Genomic DNA, 14,961 nt, shown 5'->3' on the forward strand with positions numbered 1-14,961 from the left:
TCAGACCTCGATTGTTTTCGGGCGCTTGCGCTCGAACCAGATGACCACCAGCAGGCGGGTGACGAAAATCGCTGTGAAGACCGACGTCAGAATGCCCAGACCCAGCGTGATCGCGAAGCCGCGCACCGGGCCGGAGCCCATGGCAAACAGGATCACCGCTGTGATGAAGGTTGTGATGTTGGCATCCAGAATGGCCGACAGGGCCTTTTCATAGCCCAGCTCAATGGCACGGGCCGGCCCCTTGGACGTCTTAAGTTCCTCGCGGATACGCTCGAAAATCAGCACGTTGGCGTCCACCGCCATACCGACCGTCAGAACGATCCCCGCAATACCGGGCAGCGTCAGGGTACCGCCGATCACACTCAGCAGACCAAAGATGAGGCCGATGTTGATGATCAGGGCGACGTTGGCAAAAAGCCCGAAGAGCCCGTAGCTCAGGAACATGAACACCAGCACAGCGACAAAAGCCACGATGGTCGCGACTTTACCCGCGTCGATACTGTCCTGCCCCAGCTCCGGACCGATGGTCCGTTCCTCAAGGAATTCGAGGCCCGCAGGCAGCGCCCCTGCCCTGAGCAGCACCGCCAGATTGGTCGATTCCTCGACCGTGAACTGGCCTGTGATGATGCCGGAGCCACCCGGAATGTGGCTCTGGATCGTGGGTGCGCTGATCACTTCACTGTCGAGCACAATAGCGAAGGGCGATCCGATATTCTCCGCGGTGTAATCACCGAACTTGCGTGCGCCCGTGGTATTGAACCGGAAATTCACCGCAGGGCGGCCGTTCTGGTCAAAGGCCGGCTGCGCATCCACCAGTTCCTCGCCGGTAACGACAGGTGCGGCCTCCAGCGTGTAGAACGCGCCAGGTTCATCAATGGACGGCAGGATCACATTGCCAATGCCCGGTACGGCATCGCCGTCTGAACCCCGGCTGACCACCGGATTGAAGGTCAGCTGGGCCGTGGTACCGATGATATCCTTGAGTTCAGCCGCAGAGCCGATGCCCGGCACCTGGATCAGAATACGGTCTGCTCCCTGGCGCTGTATCGTGGGCTCGCGCGTGCCCACCTCGTCAATCCGGCGGCGGATAATCTCAAGACTTTGCTGAACCGTCCGCTCGTCAGATGCGAGTTTTTCGGCCTCCGACAGGGTCACGATGATCACGTCGCCTTCGGCCCGGACCTCAATGTCATTGGCGCCAACGCCCGTCAGGGTCGGGATGGGCGTTGCCAGTCCCCGCACAACTTCCAGCGCGCGCGCCATACCTTCGGGCTGCGAAATACGCACATGCACCTCATCCGCCGGTGAGGGCTGCAGCCGCACGGTGCCGATGGTGGCGCGCTCAGGGCGCAGCGCATCGCGGATTTCCGGCCAGTATGCCTGCATCCGCGCCTCATAGACGTCCTGCACTTTCACTTCTGCCAGCAGATGCGCACCACCACGCAGATCCAGCCCCAGATTGACAAGACCCGACGGCATCCATTCCGGCCAGAGCGCCAGCTGGGCCTGGTTTTCAGGCGTATCAGCCCCAAGCTCGATTGCCTGAGCGGCATCGTTATGCTGCTCAACTGAGGTGTAAAACAGGTTCGGCACCGCCACCCAGAGACCCGCAAGACAGGTCAGCAGGATCAGGATGCGTTTCCAGAGATCAATCTGAAGCATGAAAGCGCCTTTTCAGCGGTTGAAGGGCGCGATTACTTCGCCGGTTCGGTTTTCGAGACGACAGATGCGATGGTGTGCTGGATCACGCGGACCTTCACGCCTTCGGCAATCTCGATTTCCAGTTCACCGTCTTCCTTGACCTTGGCCACCTTGCCAACGATGCCACCCTGGGTCACCACCTGGTCACCCCGGCGCAGCGCTGCAACCATCGCCTGATGCTCTTTCACCTTCTTCTGCTGCGGGCGGATCAGAAGGAAATACATGATCGCGAAAATCAGGATCAGCGGGACAAACTGGGCGAATGCTTCCATAGCGGTCGGGTCCTTTACAATAGGGTCGCAGGCAACCCGTCGGGGATGCACGAAATTCTGGCGGAACCTATGGTCTGAGGCGCGGGTTTGCAAGGCGGCGCGTGGCCGCTGACACAATGTATCTGCATGCATCAGGCATACTCTTGGCGTGCCCGTGCATTGTGTGCAGGATGCCGGTGCAATGAGACCATTGAAAACCCTCACCGGACGCCGTGCCGCTGCGCTTTTCGCAATATTGTTCTCCGGCGTCCGGGTGCTGGCCGAAAGCGGCCCTCTGTCGCCTGTTCCACAGGCAGGGTTACCGCAGTGGCACGCCGTTGGCGTGGTAAACGTCGGGGGTCCGGCCGGTATTCCCACCTGTTCGGGGACCCTTGTGGCACCGGACCTTGTTCTGACTGCGGCTCACTGCTCTGGTGGCCGCAACGCCGGACAAATCCTGAGATTTTTTACGATAGGGTGGAACGGGACGACGCAGATCGCCAGTCACAGAGCCGCTGAAATGCGGGTCTATCCCCCCTATCTCTTTGCCAGCGGTACCCGGGCATTCGCCTTTGACATTGGCGTTCTGCAGTTGCAGACGCCCGTGCCCGCCGAAACAGCCGCGCCCATGACACTCTTCACCGGGACGGTCGAAGCAGGGCCCGTAGCACTCCTTGCGCACCAGCGATTCACGCCACGGCAGTTACATGGCCGGTTCGATTGCGGGGCAGAGCTGACGTGGGAAGACAGTATGATCCTGTCGGACTGCACCGTCGTCAGCGGCAACTCCGGCGGCGCCCTGCTGGTACGGGATGGGGAACGATGGACACTGGGGGTGTCATCGTGGCGCGTGCGGGCCCGGACGGCAATGCGATGGTGGTCCCTGTGAATGACTGGATCCGGGCTGAAGTCGCAGCTGCGCAGCAGCGGGCAGAGGAACGCGCGGCCCAACCTTAAAACGGCCCGTCAAAACTCATGGTTACGATCCGGTAAAAGTTACGGCATAAGCTGTCCGCGAAATGATTCAGACCCGAGGACGATTCCATGCATGATATCCGCGCAATCCGTCAGGCCCCCGATGCCTTTGACGCAGCTCTTGCCCGCCGTGGAGATGCGCCTCTGTCCTCTGAGATCCTGGCCATTGATGAAGCACGCCGCGCCAAGATTGCAGCCGCCGAGACGGCTCAGGCCGAGCAGAACCAGGCGTCCAAAAAAGTGGGCGCCGCCAAGGCCGCCGGTGATGAGGCGGAGTTTGAGCGTCTGCGCGCCCTCGTATCCGAGAAAAAGTCCGAAGTCGCGGCGATGCAGGCCGAAGCCAAGGAGCTTGATGCACAACTGACCGACAAGCTGTCCTGGATTGCGAACATCCCGGCAGATGATGTGCCCGATGGTGCCGACGAGAATGACAACGTCGAGGTTAACGCCTGGGGCGAGAAACCCGTTTTCACGTTCACGCCTAAAGAACACTACGAGATTGCCGGTGTTGCGGCCTCCATGGATTTTGAAACGGCGGCCAAAACCTCCGGTGCGCGGTTCGTCATGCTCAAGGGTGCCGTGGCGCGCATCCACCGTGCACTGGCGCAGTTCATGATCGACACACATGTGGACGAGAACGGGCTGACCGAGATCAACAGCCCCGTACTGGTGCGGGACGAAGCCATGTATGGCACCGACAAACTGCCCAAGTTTGCCGAAGACAGCTATCAGACGACCAACGGCTGGTGGCTGGTGTCCACCTCGGAGATCCCACTGACCTTCACGGTCGGGGGCGATATCCTCGAAGAAAGCGACCTGCCCCGCCGGATGACGGCGCATACGCTCTGCTTCCGCTCCGAGGCAGGAAGCGCCGGGCGGGACACCGCTGGCATGCTGCGTCAGCACCAGTTTGAGAAGGTCGAAATGGTGTCGATCACGCATCCTGACCACTCCGAGGCAGAACAGAAACGCATGCTGCGCTGCGCCGAGGATATCCTGGAGCGTCTGGGCCTCGCCTACCGCACGGTGGTTCTGTGCACAGGCGATATGGGCTTTGGCGCCCGCCGCACCTACGACATCGAGGCCTGGCTGCCCGGGCAGGATGCCTTCCGCGAGATTTCCTCCGTCTCGACCACCGGCGATTTTCAGGCGCGGCGCATGAATGCGCGGTTCCGGCCCGCCGATGGCGGCAAGCCGGCCTTTGTGCACACGCTGAACGGATCGGGCCTGGCGGTCGGCCGCTGTCTGATCGCCGTTCTGGAAAACGGCCAGCAGGAAGATGGCTCTGTGCAGCTGCCCACAGTGCTCGCTCCCTACCTTGGCGGCAAGACCCTGCTCGCCGCCGACGGCACACTGGCCTGAGCCTCAGCGCGCGGGGACGATCTCGTACCCGCGTTCTTCCGGCTCGTCATCAATCAGTTCCTGCGGGAAACCCGGCGCGCGGATATCCAACCCCGTCGCTTCCTCCAGACGTTCGATCATCCGGTCGGACTGGGCGCGGTTGCCGTACCGCGCCTGACCGTCCTGCATCATGCCGATGATCATCGGGGACAGTTCCAGCGGAATGCCCGCGTCATCCGCGAGTTTCTGGAAGAGGCCAATGTCTTTGAGCACCAGATCCATGGTGAAATTCACATCGCGCGAACCTGACAGGATCAACTGGCTTTCAGTTTCATGCACAAAGGACGTGCCCGACGAGATGCTGATCGCCTCAAAAGTGGTCGCAAGATCCATGCCCGCGCCTTTCATGACAGTCAGCGCCTCACAGAGCGTGAGCAGATTTGCCGTGGCAAGATAGTTCGTCATCACCTTGAGAATGCTCGCAGAACCCAGATCACCGGTATGCAGCACGCGCCGTCCCATCAGGGTCAGCAAGGGCAGTATGCGGTCAAACGTCGCCCGGTCGCATCCCGCGTAAATAGAAATATTTCCGGTGTCTGCCCGGTGGCATCCGCCGGACACAGGACAATCGACCGCCGCCGCCCCGGTGGCGATTGCCGCCTTGCCCAGGCGCTGCACCTCATCGGCATCGGTGGTCGACATCTCCATCCAGATTTTACCGGGACCCATGTGCGGCAGCATCTCTTCGACCACAGCTGCCGAGGCTGCAGGACTTGGCAGACAGGTGATCACCGCATCACAGACCTGCATCATCCGGGCGGGCGACGCGCCTGCCCCGGCTCCGGCAGCCACTTTTGCCGCAACCAATTCCGGATCAAGATCGTGCACCAGCAGGTCGGTTCCGTTCCGCACCAGTGAGCCCGAGAGTTTCCCCCCGACATTGCCCAATCCTATAAATCCTACTTTCATTTCAGCTCTCTCCTGCCTTTTCAGTGAGAATTCCGCGCGCTGCCCGCACCGTCGCGTCCGTTTGCGACCTTTGTGATTGACCGGCGGCGCACCTGTAGCCAGGGTTTCGGGCATGAGCACCGACCGACAGTCACAACCGGGCGACGCCGCAGCAGGTATCGAGGTCACCGAAGATTTTGCGCCGTTTCATCAGCGCAACGACATTTTCACCCGCGCGTTCTGGGATCCGGCGGTGCGCAGCAAGCGCACGGACGCCTTTTTCGCCTCCTACAGGATGGAGGCCATTCCGCGCCGGGGAGACGGCTTCAGCCAGCGCGACTTTGCGCTGCGGAATGCCGCCTGGCTGATTTCCGACATCATGACCGACCGGCATGCAGATCAGGGCAGACGCGAAGGGTTTCAGGCACCGATCAGCGCCGACACACCGGTTGCCCCCATGCAGACGGACGCAACCGATCCGGCAAAGATGTCTCTTGAAATCAAAAAAGTGGCGGCTTTCTTTAAAGCTGATCTCTGCGGTATCACCGGCGTTGATCCGCGGTGGCATTATGCCAGCCGCATCGACACGCGCGACCTGTCTGATGCGCCGAACGACCTGCCCGATGGCATGACATCCGTGATCGTGCTGGGTCACCAGATGGACGCTGACCTCGTGGACACCTACCCTTCCGCTCTTGGTGGTGCTGCTACAGGACGGGAATACAGCCACGAAGCCGCGGTGGTGATGCAACTCGCCGCCTACATCCGCAATCTCGGATACGAAGCGGTCCCGTCCATGAACGATACCGCGCTGGTCATTCCCTATGCGCTGAAGGCGGGCCTGGGCGAATACGCGCGCAACCAGATGGTGATCACGCCTGAATTCGGGCCGCGCCTGCGGTTTTCCAAGATTTTCACCTCGCTTCCGCTGGCGCATGACACGCCCCGTCCGCTCGGGGTGAAGGCGTTTTGCGACATCTGCACGAAATGCGCCGACGCCTGCCCGGTCAAAGCGCTGCCCTTTGGCCCACCTGAAACGGGTGGCGCCAATCCCTCCGCTATCAGTGGCGTTCGGAAATGGACATCTGACGCGGAAAAGTGCTTTGGCTTCTGGGCCAAACTGTCCAGCGACTGCGCGATCTGCATGCGCGTGTGCCCGTTCAACCGGGATTTCAGCAAACTGCGGCACAGGCTGTGGCAGAAACTGGCACTGTCCCGCTTTCGCAGGCTGGCCCTGTGGCTGGATCGCGGTCGCGGCGGCCGCCGGAAACCAGCCACCTGGTGGGAAAGTGCCGGCTCAGGATCCTGACCGGCGCACGTTGCCGTGCCAGTCTTCGTGCTGCACTGAAAGCGCTGCGGGTGTTGCGGGGTCCTGACCGGCAGGCCCGCCCTGTGCCGCCAGCACCAGCCCCAGCAGCGTGCCCGCTGTGATCAGCAAAAAGGTACGAACGGCAGGGCGGCCGTCACGACGGATGTCTTCGATAAGTGCCATGGTAAAGTCCTCTGTCTGGTTTCACCTGACCCTCAGATAGCGTCGCACCATAAATCAGTAAAACGAATGTTTAACATATATTGCATCACATATTCTGATTTATTGCGCATTCCCGCACAGATCCCGTTCGCGCAGGCAGATTGCGCGACAGGGGCTGCAGGTTATGTATCGCTCAGACAAAACGGAGAGAGACAATGTCACTCAGACCAACACTTGAAACGCGTCAGGCCGTGCCCACCATGGAAGGCGCTGGCGTAAAACTGCACCGCGCCTTCGGGTTTCAGGATCCGACCGAACTGGACCCGTTCCTGCTGTTTGACGATTTCCGCAATGACCGGCCGCAGGACTTTGAGAAAGGGTTTCCCTGGCATCCGCACAGAGGTATCGAAACGATCACCTATGTGCTCGAAGGCACGGTGGAGCATGGCGACTCGCTGGGCAACACCGGCACGCTGGGAGCCGGTGACGTGCAGTGGATGACCGCGGGCTCCGGCATTCTGCACCAGGAGATGCCCGCCGGTAACGCCAGGGGTCAGATGCACGGGTTCCAGCTCTGGGGCAATCTGCCGTCGGATCAGAAGATGACCGCGCCCCGGTACCAGGACGTGACTGCGGCGGATATTCCGGTGGTCACGGACGATGACGGCACCCGGGTGAAAGTGATCACAGGCGCGTTCTGGGGTCAGACCGGTCCTGTTGATGGCATCGCTGCGGACCCGCAGTATCTCGACATCACAGTGCCTGCCGGCGTGAAAAAGACCTTTAAAATAGACACATACCGGCGCGCCTTTGCCTACGTGTTCGAGGGCGCTGCGGCCTTTGCCGATGCCAGCGCACCTGGCGGTGTTCTGCTCGAAAAGGAGGTCGCTGGTGAAGAGGTCAATATCCGGGATCTGTCCGGCGACCGCACGCTGATCCGGTTCGGCACCGGGGATGAGGTCACCCTGCAGGCAGGCCCGGAAGGGGTGCGTTTTCTGCTGATCTCAGGCGCGCCCATCGACGAGCCGGTCGCCTGGCACGGTCCGATTGTGATGAACACGCAGGCCGAACTCATGCAGGCCATGCGTGATCTGAACAACGGAACCTTTATCCGGCCGGCGCACTGACGCGCGCACGCGCGCCAACCGCACCGGAGACAAGCTCCCAGTAGCGGGCGGTGATGTCCTCAAGTGACAGCCGCCCGCTTTCCCGAAACCAGGTACTGACCCCGGTCAGCATGGCAATGACGGCCAGCGTTGTGATCTTGGTGTCCGCTGTCTCCAGATGACCCTCGGAAATGCCGTCACGCAGAATATCCTCCAGCAGGTCCTCGTACTCGCGGCGCATCCCTTCGATCACCGCGAAATTTGCGGGCGACAGATTCCGCAACTCCATATAGGCGATGAAAACGGCGTCCGGCCTGTCGTGGTGAAAGCGGATGTGGAACGCCACAAACCGATGCAGCCGCGCCACCGGATCAGGCCCCCTGTCCCGTGGGACCGCATCCAGCAGCGCCTGCATGTGGGCCTGCATCAGCCCGAACAGCAGGCTCTGTTTATCCGGCGTGTAATTGTAAAGCGCACCCGCCTGGACGCCGACCTCGGACGCAATGCGCCGCATGGACACCGCCGCATATCCTTCGCTGGCAAAGAGTTTCAGGGCCGCCGCCTGGATGCGGGGCCCGGTAATATCGGAATGTGAACCTGTGGTCCGTGGCATGTGTGGACGTTAACTGAACACCCGTTCAATAGAAAGCTTTCTTGCGCCTTTTCCAGGCATGAGGCAAGACTGAAGCCGGAACACGGAGACGTTTATGCGACTGCTGGCGATAATCACTGTGACGGCGATGCTTTCGGCCTGCGTTGAGCTGCCCGACGTACCGGGTGCCGCCAACCCGGAAGCCGCAGCTGCGGACTATCCGGCTCTGCGCCCGCTCACGCAACAGGCACAGCAGACAGCAGAAGACGCCGCGGCAGATGACGAAACCGCCGAGCAGCTTCAGGCGCGTGCAAACGGGCTGCGGGCCCGGGCAGCGGGCCTGCGCAGGCCGGTCATGACGGATGCAGAACGCGCGCGCCTCGCTGCAGCAGAGTAAACCAATGCCCAAGGCCCGTTGCGTGGCCTGACCGAACCCGCTACATCGCCTCTGGAAAAGCACTGCATCGCTATTGCCAGAGGAAAATTGAATGTCGCAGCCCCTTCGCCTTGGAATCGCAGGTCTGGGCACCGTCGGGATCGGTGTCGTGCGGATTATCCGCCAGCACAGCGCATTGCTTGCCGCACGCACGGGGCGTGAGATTTCAATCTCGGCCGTATCCGCACGCGACGCAAACAAGGATCGTGGCATCTCGCTGAGCGGATATGCCTGGGAAAATGATGCCGCAGCCCTGGCGGTCCGCGATGATGTCGACGTTTTTGTCGAACTGATTGGCGGACATGAGGGCAAAGCCAAAGAGGCCGTTGAGGCGGCACTCGATGCAGGCAAGGACGTCGTGACAGCCAACAAGGCGCTGCTGGCCATCCACGGTCAGGCGCTGGCGATGCGTGCGGAAAATGCGGGTCGCGCGCTGCGCTATGAAGCGGCAGTGGCAGGCGGCATTCCCGTCATCAAATCGCTGACCGAAGGGCTGGCAGGCAATGATGTGACGCGCGTGATGGGCGTGATGAACGGGTCGTGTAACTATATTCTGACCCGCATGGAATCCGCCGGTCTGAGCTATGAGGAGGTCTTTGCTGAGGCCGATGGCCTCGGCTATCTCGAAGCAGACCCGCAGCTCGACGTGGGCGGTATTGATGCCGCACACAAGCTGGCCATTCTGTCGTCACTGGCCTTTGGCACACAGGTGAACTTCGACGGCATCGCGCTGGAAGGCATCGAACGGGTCAGCATTGATGACATCCATGCCGCCGCCGACATGGGCTATAAAATCAAACTGCTGGGTGTTGCACAAAAGACCGGTCGCGGGCTTGAGCAGCGGATGCAGCCCTGCCTTGTGCCGGACACCTCCCCGCTCGGACAACTGGACGGCGGCACCAACATGGTGGTGCTGGAAGGCGACGCCGTGGGCCAGATCGTTCTGCGCGGCCCCGGTGCCGGTGAAGGCCCCACGGCCAGTGCCGTGATGGCCGATGTCTGCGATGTGGCGCGCGGCGTGAGCGGACCGGTGTTCGGCATTCCGGCAAACCGCCTTGCCCAGGCGATCCCGGCCAGCTCCGAACTGCCCGCCCCCTATTACCTGCGTATGTCGCTCGAGGACAAACCCGGCGCACTGGCCCGGGTTGCCGCCGTGCTGGGCGAAGCCGGTGTGTCCATCGACAGGATGCGCCAGTACGGTCACGAAGATGCTTCCGCACCCGTGCTGATCGTCACACACCGCACCAGTGCGGACGCCCTGCAGCAGGCGCTGACCGCCATGGCGGGCACAGGTGTCGTTGCCAGTGCACCGGTCGCTCTCCGCATTGAGGCGGTCTGAGGCACAGTTGTGCCGGAACGCCCTGCCCGCTAAACAGAATTCAGGCTGACAACAGATCAAAGGAAGACTTCATGCCCGCCCACGCCGAATTCCAGGACCGTATGCTGTCGCTCGGTCTTGCCCGCGTTTCCGAAGCTGCGGCGCTGGCGTCTGCCCGCCTTGTTGGCCAGGGAGACGAGAAAGCGGCCGACCAGGCTGCGGTCAATGCCATGCGCGAACAGCTGAACATGCTGGACATCGCCGGCGTCGTCGTAATCGGCGAAGGTGAGCGCGACGAGGCACCGATGCTCTATATCGGCGAGGAAGTCGGCACTGGCAACGGGCCCGGCGTCGACATCGCGCTCGACCCGCTCGAAGGCACGACCCTGACGGCCAAGGACATGCCCAACGCGCTGACCGTGATTGCGATGGGGCCGCGCGGGTCCATGCTGCACGCGCCGGATGTCTACATGGACAAGCTGGCGATCGGCCCGGGGTATGACGCGGATGTTGTGACGCTGGAAATGAGCCCGGGCGAACGCGTCACAGCGCTCGCAGCGGCCAAAGGCTGTGCGGCTTCTGATATCACCGTCTGCATTCTGGAACGCCCGCGCCACGAAGAGATGATCGCGGAAGTCCGGGCCACCGGGGCCTCGATCCGGCTGATCACAGACGGAGACGTTGCGGGCGTGATGCACTGCGCGGACCCCTCCACGGGCATCGATATGTACATGGGTGCGGGCGGCGCCCCCGAGGGCGTGCTGGCGGCAGCGGCACTGAAATGCATGGGCGGCCAGATGTATGCCCGCCTGCTCTTCCGCAACGACGACGAAAAGGGCCGCGCGGCCAAGGCCGGTGTGACCGACCTCAACCGCATTTACACCCGCGATGAAATGGTCACCGAAGATGTGATCTTTGCCGCAACCGGCGTGACCGGCGGAAACATCCTGCCCGGCGTGCGCCGCGAGCCGGGCTGGTTCACCACCGAAACGCTGATCATGCGGTCCAAAACCGGTTCGGTCCGGCGCATCAACTACCGGACACCGGTCTGAGCGCACTCAGACCGCGCGTGTCCTGCCATGAGGGCCAGGGGGCCTGTGAGTTTTCTGAATGTTGAAACCTCGCTGACCGGCAGACGGTGGGTTGGTCCCCTGCCCGATCAGGCACGTGCGGCAGAGGCCCTGACCCAGCAGACCGGCCTGCCCGGCCCTTTATGTCAGATCCTTGCGCGCCGTGGTGTGTCATCTGAAGAGGCAGATGCCTTTCTGGCACCCGCGCTGCGCGATCTGCTGCCTGACCCGCGCAGCCTGCGCGATATGGAAACCGCAGCGACCCGTTTTCTGACGGCAGTGGACCGGCGCGAAAAAATCGCCGTTTTTGCGGACTACGATGTCGATGGTGGCAGTTCTGCGGCACTGCTGCTGACCTGGCTGCGGGGCATGGGGCAGACTGCGACGCTCTATGTGCCCGACCGGATCGACGAAGGCTACGGACCCAACGACGCGGCAATGTCGCAGTTGGCGGCCACCCACGACCTGATCGTCTGCGTCGACTGCGGGACCCTGTCTCACGGGCCGGTCAAAGCCGCCGCCGGCGCTGATGTTGTCATTCTGGATCACCACCTGGGCGGCGAAACGCTGCCCGAAGCGCTGGCCGTAGTGAACCCGAACCGCCAGGACGAATCCGGTGATCTGGCCCACCTGTGCGCTGCCGCAGTTGTCTTTCTGATGCTGGTCGAACTTGGCCGTCAGCTGCGCGAACGCGGCACCCGGGGCCCTGACCTGATGGACATGCTGGATCTGGTGGCGCTGGCGACCGTTGCGGATGTGGCCCCCCTCACCGGCGTCAACCGCGCCTTTGTCCGGCAGGGCCTGCGTGTCATGGCCCGGCGCGAAAGACCGGGGCTCGCCGCTCTGGCTGACGTGGCGCGTATGGATACAAAACCCGGCGCATACCATCTGGGTTATCTGCTGGGGCCGCGGGTCAACGCCGGCGGGCGCATCGGCGCCGCTGATCTGGGCGCCAGTGCTGCTGGCCACAACGGACACGCATGAAGCCGCCGCACTTGCTGAGCGGCTCGACGGTCTGAACACCGAACGGCGCGAGATCGAAGCGTCAGTACGGGCCGCCGCCATTGATCAGGCCGAGGCGCGCGGGCTGGACCGTGGGCTGGTCTGGGCGGCCGGACCGGGATGGCACCCCGGCGTTGTGGGCATTGTCGCCTCTCGCCTCAAAGAATATGCGAACCGCCCGAGCATTGTCATCGGGCTGGAAGACGGCATCGGCAAAGGGTCCGGCAGATCGGTATCAGGGATCGATCTGGGCCAGCCCATTCAGCGTCTCGCGCGCGAGGGTCTTCTGCAGAAAGGGGGCGGGCACAAAATGGCCGCGGGCCTGACTGTTGCAGAGGAAAACCTTGAGGCAGCGATGGAGAGGCTGTGTGAGCTTCTTGAAAAACAGGGCGCGCATCTTGCCGGTCCTTCGGACCTGCGCCTCGACGGGCTTCTCATGCCTGGTGCTGCAACGGTTGATCTGACCGAACAGCTTGAAGCAGCCGGCCCCTACGGAGCAGGCGCGCCCGCACCCCGCTTTGCCTTTTCGGATATGGAAATCCGGTTTGCCCGCCGGGTGGGCGAAACACACCTCAAAATCAGCTTCGGGGACGGCACGGGCCCGGTCATGGATGGCATCGCATTCGGGGCGTTTGACGGGCCGCTTGGCGCGGCACTCGAAGCCCATGGCGGTGCGCGTTTTCACCTGGCCGGAAAGCTTGATGTGAATACCTGGCGCGGCAAGCAATCTGTGCAGCTCCGCCTTGATGATGCTGCCCGCGCCTGAAGATCTGTTCTGCGCAAAGTTTCTTTGCCGGGGATGAAATTTCCGCTTGCGCAGCCCCGCCGGATTGCCTAATCAACCGCTCACACAGAGTGGCCCGTTCGTCTATCGGTTAGGACGCCAGGTTTTCAACCTGGAAAGAGGGGTTCGATTCCCCTACGGGCTGCCACTTTCCTTCACATGAGAAATTAAGCGCTGTTTCAGAACCTGTGGTTCTGTGTGCAAAGCGCTTCCTGCACTTGGTGTTGTGTGGCGGGGTTTCGCACCCCCTTTCCGGCGCGGCGCTTCCGGGAGGGACATCAGCCCGCAGACGCGATGAGCGCCGCGCGCTCAGCCTGCACCGTTACCGGCTTCCAGTTCTGCCAGTGCGGCCAGCTCTGAAAACAACGTGTGCCGCCCCCGGCCTTCGCGCTTGGAATGGTAGAGGGCTTCATCGGCATCGCGCAGCATCTGGTCTGCGGTTGGTTTGGTATATTCTGACGACAGGACCGTGCCGATGCTCGCCGAGACGCGGCAGGGCTGGCCTTCGAACATGATGGGGACCATGAGTTTTTCGATGATGCGTCCGGCCACGTGCACCGGGACCAGATCATCACGGACCTGCCGCATGAGGACAACAAATTCATCCCCCCCACGCGGGCGATCGTGTCCGTGCTGCGGGTTTCCTCCCGCATGACACGCGAGACTTCCTCGAGCACATGGTCACCTGCCGCGTGACCCAGCGTGTCATTCACGTCCTTGAAATAATCAAGGTCGATATGCATCAGCGCCACATCCTCCCGAACCGCAAGAGCCCGCGCGAGATCGATGTCCATGGCCCGACGGTTTTTGAGCCCTGTCAGAACATCCGTCGCGGCCTGCTCTTCGGCCTCTTCCCGTGCGCTCTGCAGGCGCTTGTTGAGCTGGCGCGACGCTTCCATCGCGGCTGATTTGGCCTCAACGAGGTACAGCATTTCAACGGTCAGGTCGGTCGCTGCGAAATCCCGCGCGGTCAGTTCATATTCCTGAACCGCCTCTACGACCGAGATACCGAACGACAGATTGAGCGTCACCTGCCCCTCACATGGTCCCGGCACCAGTATGCCTTTCAGCTCCCGTGGAGGATCTGACTGATACAGAACGTGCAAACGGCTGCCGGACATGGCAGCCAGATCGCGGAAGTCAGATATCTGCCTCGGCCGGCGTATCCCGAACACGTCAAGAAACACCCTTCCCGTCAGCGGCGCATCCGGGAACAGTTTCTGAATGGTGGGACCGGCGCTGACGATTGTACCTTCCGCATCAAGGATCAGATGCATCGGGCACAGTACGTTCAGCAGGTCGCCGAATGCAGCCTTTTCCGTCATCCGGTCCTCGCGCCCAGTTCAAACCCACGGCCTTCGGCGAACTCCGTCTCCAGAAGGGAGACGGCAACCACTTCGGCACCGTTCTCGTTTCCCTGATGCTCCAAAAAAACCAGTGCCCCATAATCATCAGCCATCGCACGCAGCACACCGGTAAACAGATGACCGGCTCCCGGTATCCGGCTCTGAACGTTCAGGCGGTAAAACCCGGCGCCGTGCTGTTTCAGCTCAATGCGCGGCAGTTCGAGATCTGAAACGGCAAGCCGTGCCCGGTCCGGCAGATCATCAAGAGAATGAAGAAAATCCGTAAAATCAACGCCTGAGAACCGCAGCAGTCTCCGCAACGCCTCGACGTTCGGATGCGACACAAGATAGGTGCCTATGTCTTCCAGCAGCTCTTCATAGGGTCTGTCCAGGACATCACTGACAGCGGTCAGGACCTGCTCCGTCAGCTCATCCTCATAGGTCAGCATGGCCTCAAACGACGTCAGACCAATGTCTGCCCGCTCAGCGGCTGCCAGCCACTGGGCTTCCCCGTAGCAGTCAGTCACAAAGCGCTGGATCGCGCGGTTAACAAGCCCGTGCATGGAGACCTCTCACTCTCATACTCGGGGCACAATGCGTCAAACCCGTTAACATTCACC

General features: G+C 61.9%; 14 protein-coding genes, 1 tRNA gene and 1 pseudogene. 9 read left to right on the plus strand and 7 right to left on the minus strand.

Going from position 1 to position 14,961, the window contains the following annotated elements:
* Nucleotides 1–1,662, minus strand: a complete 1,662-nt coding sequence (gene secD, locus ACZ1HA_RS09180) for a protein translocase subunit SecD (RefSeq protein ID WP_375230818.1) — start codon at nucleotides 1,660–1,662, stop codon at nucleotides 1–3.
* A gap of 32 nt (nucleotides 1,663–1,694) precedes the next feature.
* The gene (yajC, locus tag ACZ1HA_RS09185; protein WP_375230817.1) at nucleotides 1,695–1,973 is read right to left on the minus strand and encodes a preprotein translocase subunit YajC; all 279 of its coding nucleotides are present in this window, start codon (nucleotides 1,971–1,973) and stop codon (nucleotides 1,695–1,697) included.
* Between the two features lie 181 nt (nucleotides 1,974–2,154).
* Between yajC and ACZ1HA_RS09190 the strand changes: the two genes are divergently transcribed.
* Together ACZ1HA_RS09190 and serS are read left to right on the plus strand one after the other, a co-directional pair.
* The gene (locus ACZ1HA_RS09190) at nucleotides 2,155–2,841 is read left to right on the plus strand and encodes a trypsin-like serine peptidase (RefSeq protein WP_472713625.1); all 687 of its coding nucleotides are present in this window, start codon (nucleotides 2,155–2,157) and stop codon (nucleotides 2,839–2,841) included.
* Nucleotides 2,842–2,996: 155 nt separating this feature from the next.
* Nucleotides 2,997–4,289 (plus strand): serine--tRNA ligase, encoded by a 1,293-nt coding sequence (serS, locus tag ACZ1HA_RS09195; protein ID WP_472713626.1) that lies wholly within the window; start codon nucleotides 2,997–2,999, stop codon nucleotides 4,287–4,289.
* 3 nt (nucleotides 4,290–4,292) lie between these two features.
* Here the strand turns inward: serS and ACZ1HA_RS09200 are convergent, their stop codons facing one another.
* Complete coding sequence (locus ACZ1HA_RS09200; RefSeq protein WP_472713627.1) at nucleotides 4,293–5,237, minus strand: NAD(P)-dependent oxidoreductase; 945 nt, start codon at nucleotides 5,235–5,237, stop codon at nucleotides 4,293–4,295.
* A 112-nt stretch (nucleotides 5,238–5,349) separates the two neighbouring features.
* Between ACZ1HA_RS09200 and ACZ1HA_RS09205 the strand changes: the two genes are divergently transcribed.
* A complete protein-coding gene (locus ACZ1HA_RS09205; protein ID WP_472713628.1) occupies nucleotides 5,350–6,525 on the plus strand; it encodes a 4Fe-4S double cluster binding domain-containing protein in 1,176 nt (391 codons plus the stop codon).
* Here ACZ1HA_RS09205 and ACZ1HA_RS09210 read toward each other — a convergent pair.
* The gene (locus ACZ1HA_RS09210; protein ID WP_472713629.1) at nucleotides 6,514–6,708 is read right to left on the minus strand and encodes a hypothetical protein; all 195 of its coding nucleotides are present in this window, start codon (nucleotides 6,706–6,708) and stop codon (nucleotides 6,514–6,516) included. The two genes, ACZ1HA_RS09205 and ACZ1HA_RS09210, sit on opposite strands and share 12 nt — an antisense overlap.
* Nucleotides 6,709–6,902: 194 nt before the next feature.
* Here ACZ1HA_RS09210 and ACZ1HA_RS09215 point away from each other — a divergent pair, with 194 nt between their 5' ends.
* Nucleotides 6,903–7,814, plus strand: coding sequence for a pirin family protein (locus ACZ1HA_RS09215; protein ID WP_375230810.1), 912 nt, complete (start codon nucleotides 6,903–6,905; stop codon nucleotides 7,812–7,814).
* Here the strand turns inward: ACZ1HA_RS09215 and ACZ1HA_RS09220 are convergent.
* The gene (locus tag ACZ1HA_RS09220; protein WP_375230809.1) at nucleotides 7,795–8,406 is read right to left on the minus strand and encodes a TetR/AcrR family transcriptional regulator; all 612 of its coding nucleotides are present in this window, start codon (nucleotides 8,404–8,406) and stop codon (nucleotides 7,795–7,797) included. The two genes, ACZ1HA_RS09215 and ACZ1HA_RS09220, sit on opposite strands and share 20 nt — an antisense overlap.
* Nucleotides 8,407–8,500: 94 nt before the next feature.
* Between ACZ1HA_RS09220 and ACZ1HA_RS09225 the strand changes: the two genes are divergently transcribed.
* From ACZ1HA_RS09225 to ACZ1HA_RS09245, 5 genes and pseudogenes are all read left to right on the plus strand, one after another.
* Nucleotides 8,501–8,782: a hypothetical protein gene (locus ACZ1HA_RS09225; RefSeq protein WP_472713630.1), complete on the plus strand. Its 282-nt coding sequence runs from the start codon at nucleotides 8,501–8,503 to the stop codon at nucleotides 8,780–8,782.
* Nucleotides 8,783–8,873: 91 nt separating this feature from the next.
* Nucleotides 8,874–10,160: a homoserine dehydrogenase gene (locus ACZ1HA_RS09230; RefSeq protein WP_472713631.1), complete on the plus strand. Its 1,287-nt coding sequence runs from the start codon at nucleotides 8,874–8,876 to the stop codon at nucleotides 10,158–10,160.
* A 71-nt stretch (nucleotides 10,161–10,231) separates the two neighbouring features.
* Nucleotides 10,232–11,191 (plus strand): class II fructose-bisphosphatase, encoded by a 960-nt coding sequence (gene glpX, locus ACZ1HA_RS09235; protein WP_375230806.1) that lies wholly within the window; start codon nucleotides 10,232–10,234, stop codon nucleotides 11,189–11,191.
* A gap of 45 nt (nucleotides 11,192–11,236) precedes the next feature.
* Nucleotides 11,237–12,977, plus strand: a pseudogene (gene recJ, locus ACZ1HA_RS09240) (single-stranded-DNA-specific exonuclease RecJ).
* Nucleotides 12,978–13,068: 91 nt separating this feature from the next.
* Nucleotides 13,069–13,143, plus strand: a tRNA-Glu gene (locus tag ACZ1HA_RS09245).
* Nucleotides 13,144–13,273: 130 nt separating this feature from the next.
* Here ACZ1HA_RS09245 and ACZ1HA_RS09250 read toward each other — a convergent pair.
* Together ACZ1HA_RS09250 and ACZ1HA_RS09255 are read right to left on the minus strand one after the other, a co-directional pair.
* A complete protein-coding gene (locus tag ACZ1HA_RS09250) occupies nucleotides 13,274–14,320 on the minus strand; it encodes a GGDEF domain-containing protein (protein WP_472713632.1) in 1,047 nt (348 codons plus the stop codon).
* Nucleotides 14,317–14,904: a heme NO-binding domain-containing protein gene (locus ACZ1HA_RS09255; RefSeq protein WP_472713633.1), complete on the minus strand. Its 588-nt coding sequence runs from the start codon at nucleotides 14,902–14,904 to the stop codon at nucleotides 14,317–14,319. Before ACZ1HA_RS09255 ends, ACZ1HA_RS09250 begins: the two co-directional genes overlap by 4 nt.
* Between the last annotated feature and the right edge of the window lie 57 nt (nucleotides 14,905–14,961).

This window comes from Roseobacter sp. S87 (assembly GCF_055693285.1).

What these genes read in the sequence shown, in the direction of transcription:
- secD (WP_375230818.1), bottom strand. Translation starts at nt 1,662, where the DNA reads ATGCTTCAGATTGATCTCTGGAAACGCATCCTGATCCTGCTGACCTGT.
- yajC (WP_375230817.1), bottom strand. Translation starts at nt 1,973, where the DNA reads ATGGAAGCATTCGCCCAGTTTGTCCCGCTGATCCTGATTTTCGCGATC.
- ACZ1HA_RS09190 (WP_472713625.1), top strand. Translation starts at nt 2,155, where the DNA reads ATGAGACCATTGAAAACCCTCACCGGACGCCGTGCCGCTGCGCTTTTC.
- serS (WP_472713626.1), top strand. Translation starts at nt 2,997, where the DNA reads ATGCATGATATCCGCGCAATCCGTCAGGCCCCCGATGCCTTTGACGCA.
- ACZ1HA_RS09200 (WP_472713627.1), bottom strand. Translation starts at nt 5,237, where the DNA reads ATGAAAGTAGGATTTATAGGATTGGGCAATGTCGGGGGGAAACTCTCG.
- ACZ1HA_RS09205 (WP_472713628.1), top strand. Translation starts at nt 5,350, where the DNA reads ATGAGCACCGACCGACAGTCACAACCGGGCGACGCCGCAGCAGGTATC.
- ACZ1HA_RS09210 (WP_472713629.1), bottom strand. Translation starts at nt 6,708, where the DNA reads ATGGCACTTATCGAAGACATCCGTCGTGACGGCCGCCCTGCCGTTCGT.
- ACZ1HA_RS09215 (WP_375230810.1), top strand. Translation starts at nt 6,903, where the DNA reads ATGTCACTCAGACCAACACTTGAAACGCGTCAGGCCGTGCCCACCATG.
- ACZ1HA_RS09220 (WP_375230809.1), bottom strand. Translation starts at nt 8,406, where the DNA reads ATGCCACGGACCACAGGTTCACATTCCGATATTACCGGGCCCCGCATC.
- ACZ1HA_RS09225 (WP_472713630.1), top strand. Translation starts at nt 8,501, where the DNA reads ATGCGACTGCTGGCGATAATCACTGTGACGGCGATGCTTTCGGCCTGC.
- ACZ1HA_RS09230 (WP_472713631.1), top strand. Translation starts at nt 8,874, where the DNA reads ATGTCGCAGCCCCTTCGCCTTGGAATCGCAGGTCTGGGCACCGTCGGG.
- glpX (WP_375230806.1), top strand. Translation starts at nt 10,232, where the DNA reads ATGCCCGCCCACGCCGAATTCCAGGACCGTATGCTGTCGCTCGGTCTT.
- ACZ1HA_RS09250 (WP_472713632.1), bottom strand. Translation starts at nt 14,320, where the DNA reads ATGACGGAAAAGGCTGCATTCGGCGACCTGCTGAACGTACTGTGCCCG.
- ACZ1HA_RS09255 (WP_472713633.1), bottom strand. Translation starts at nt 14,904, where the DNA reads ATGCACGGGCTTGTTAACCGCGCGATCCAGCGCTTTGTGACTGACTGC.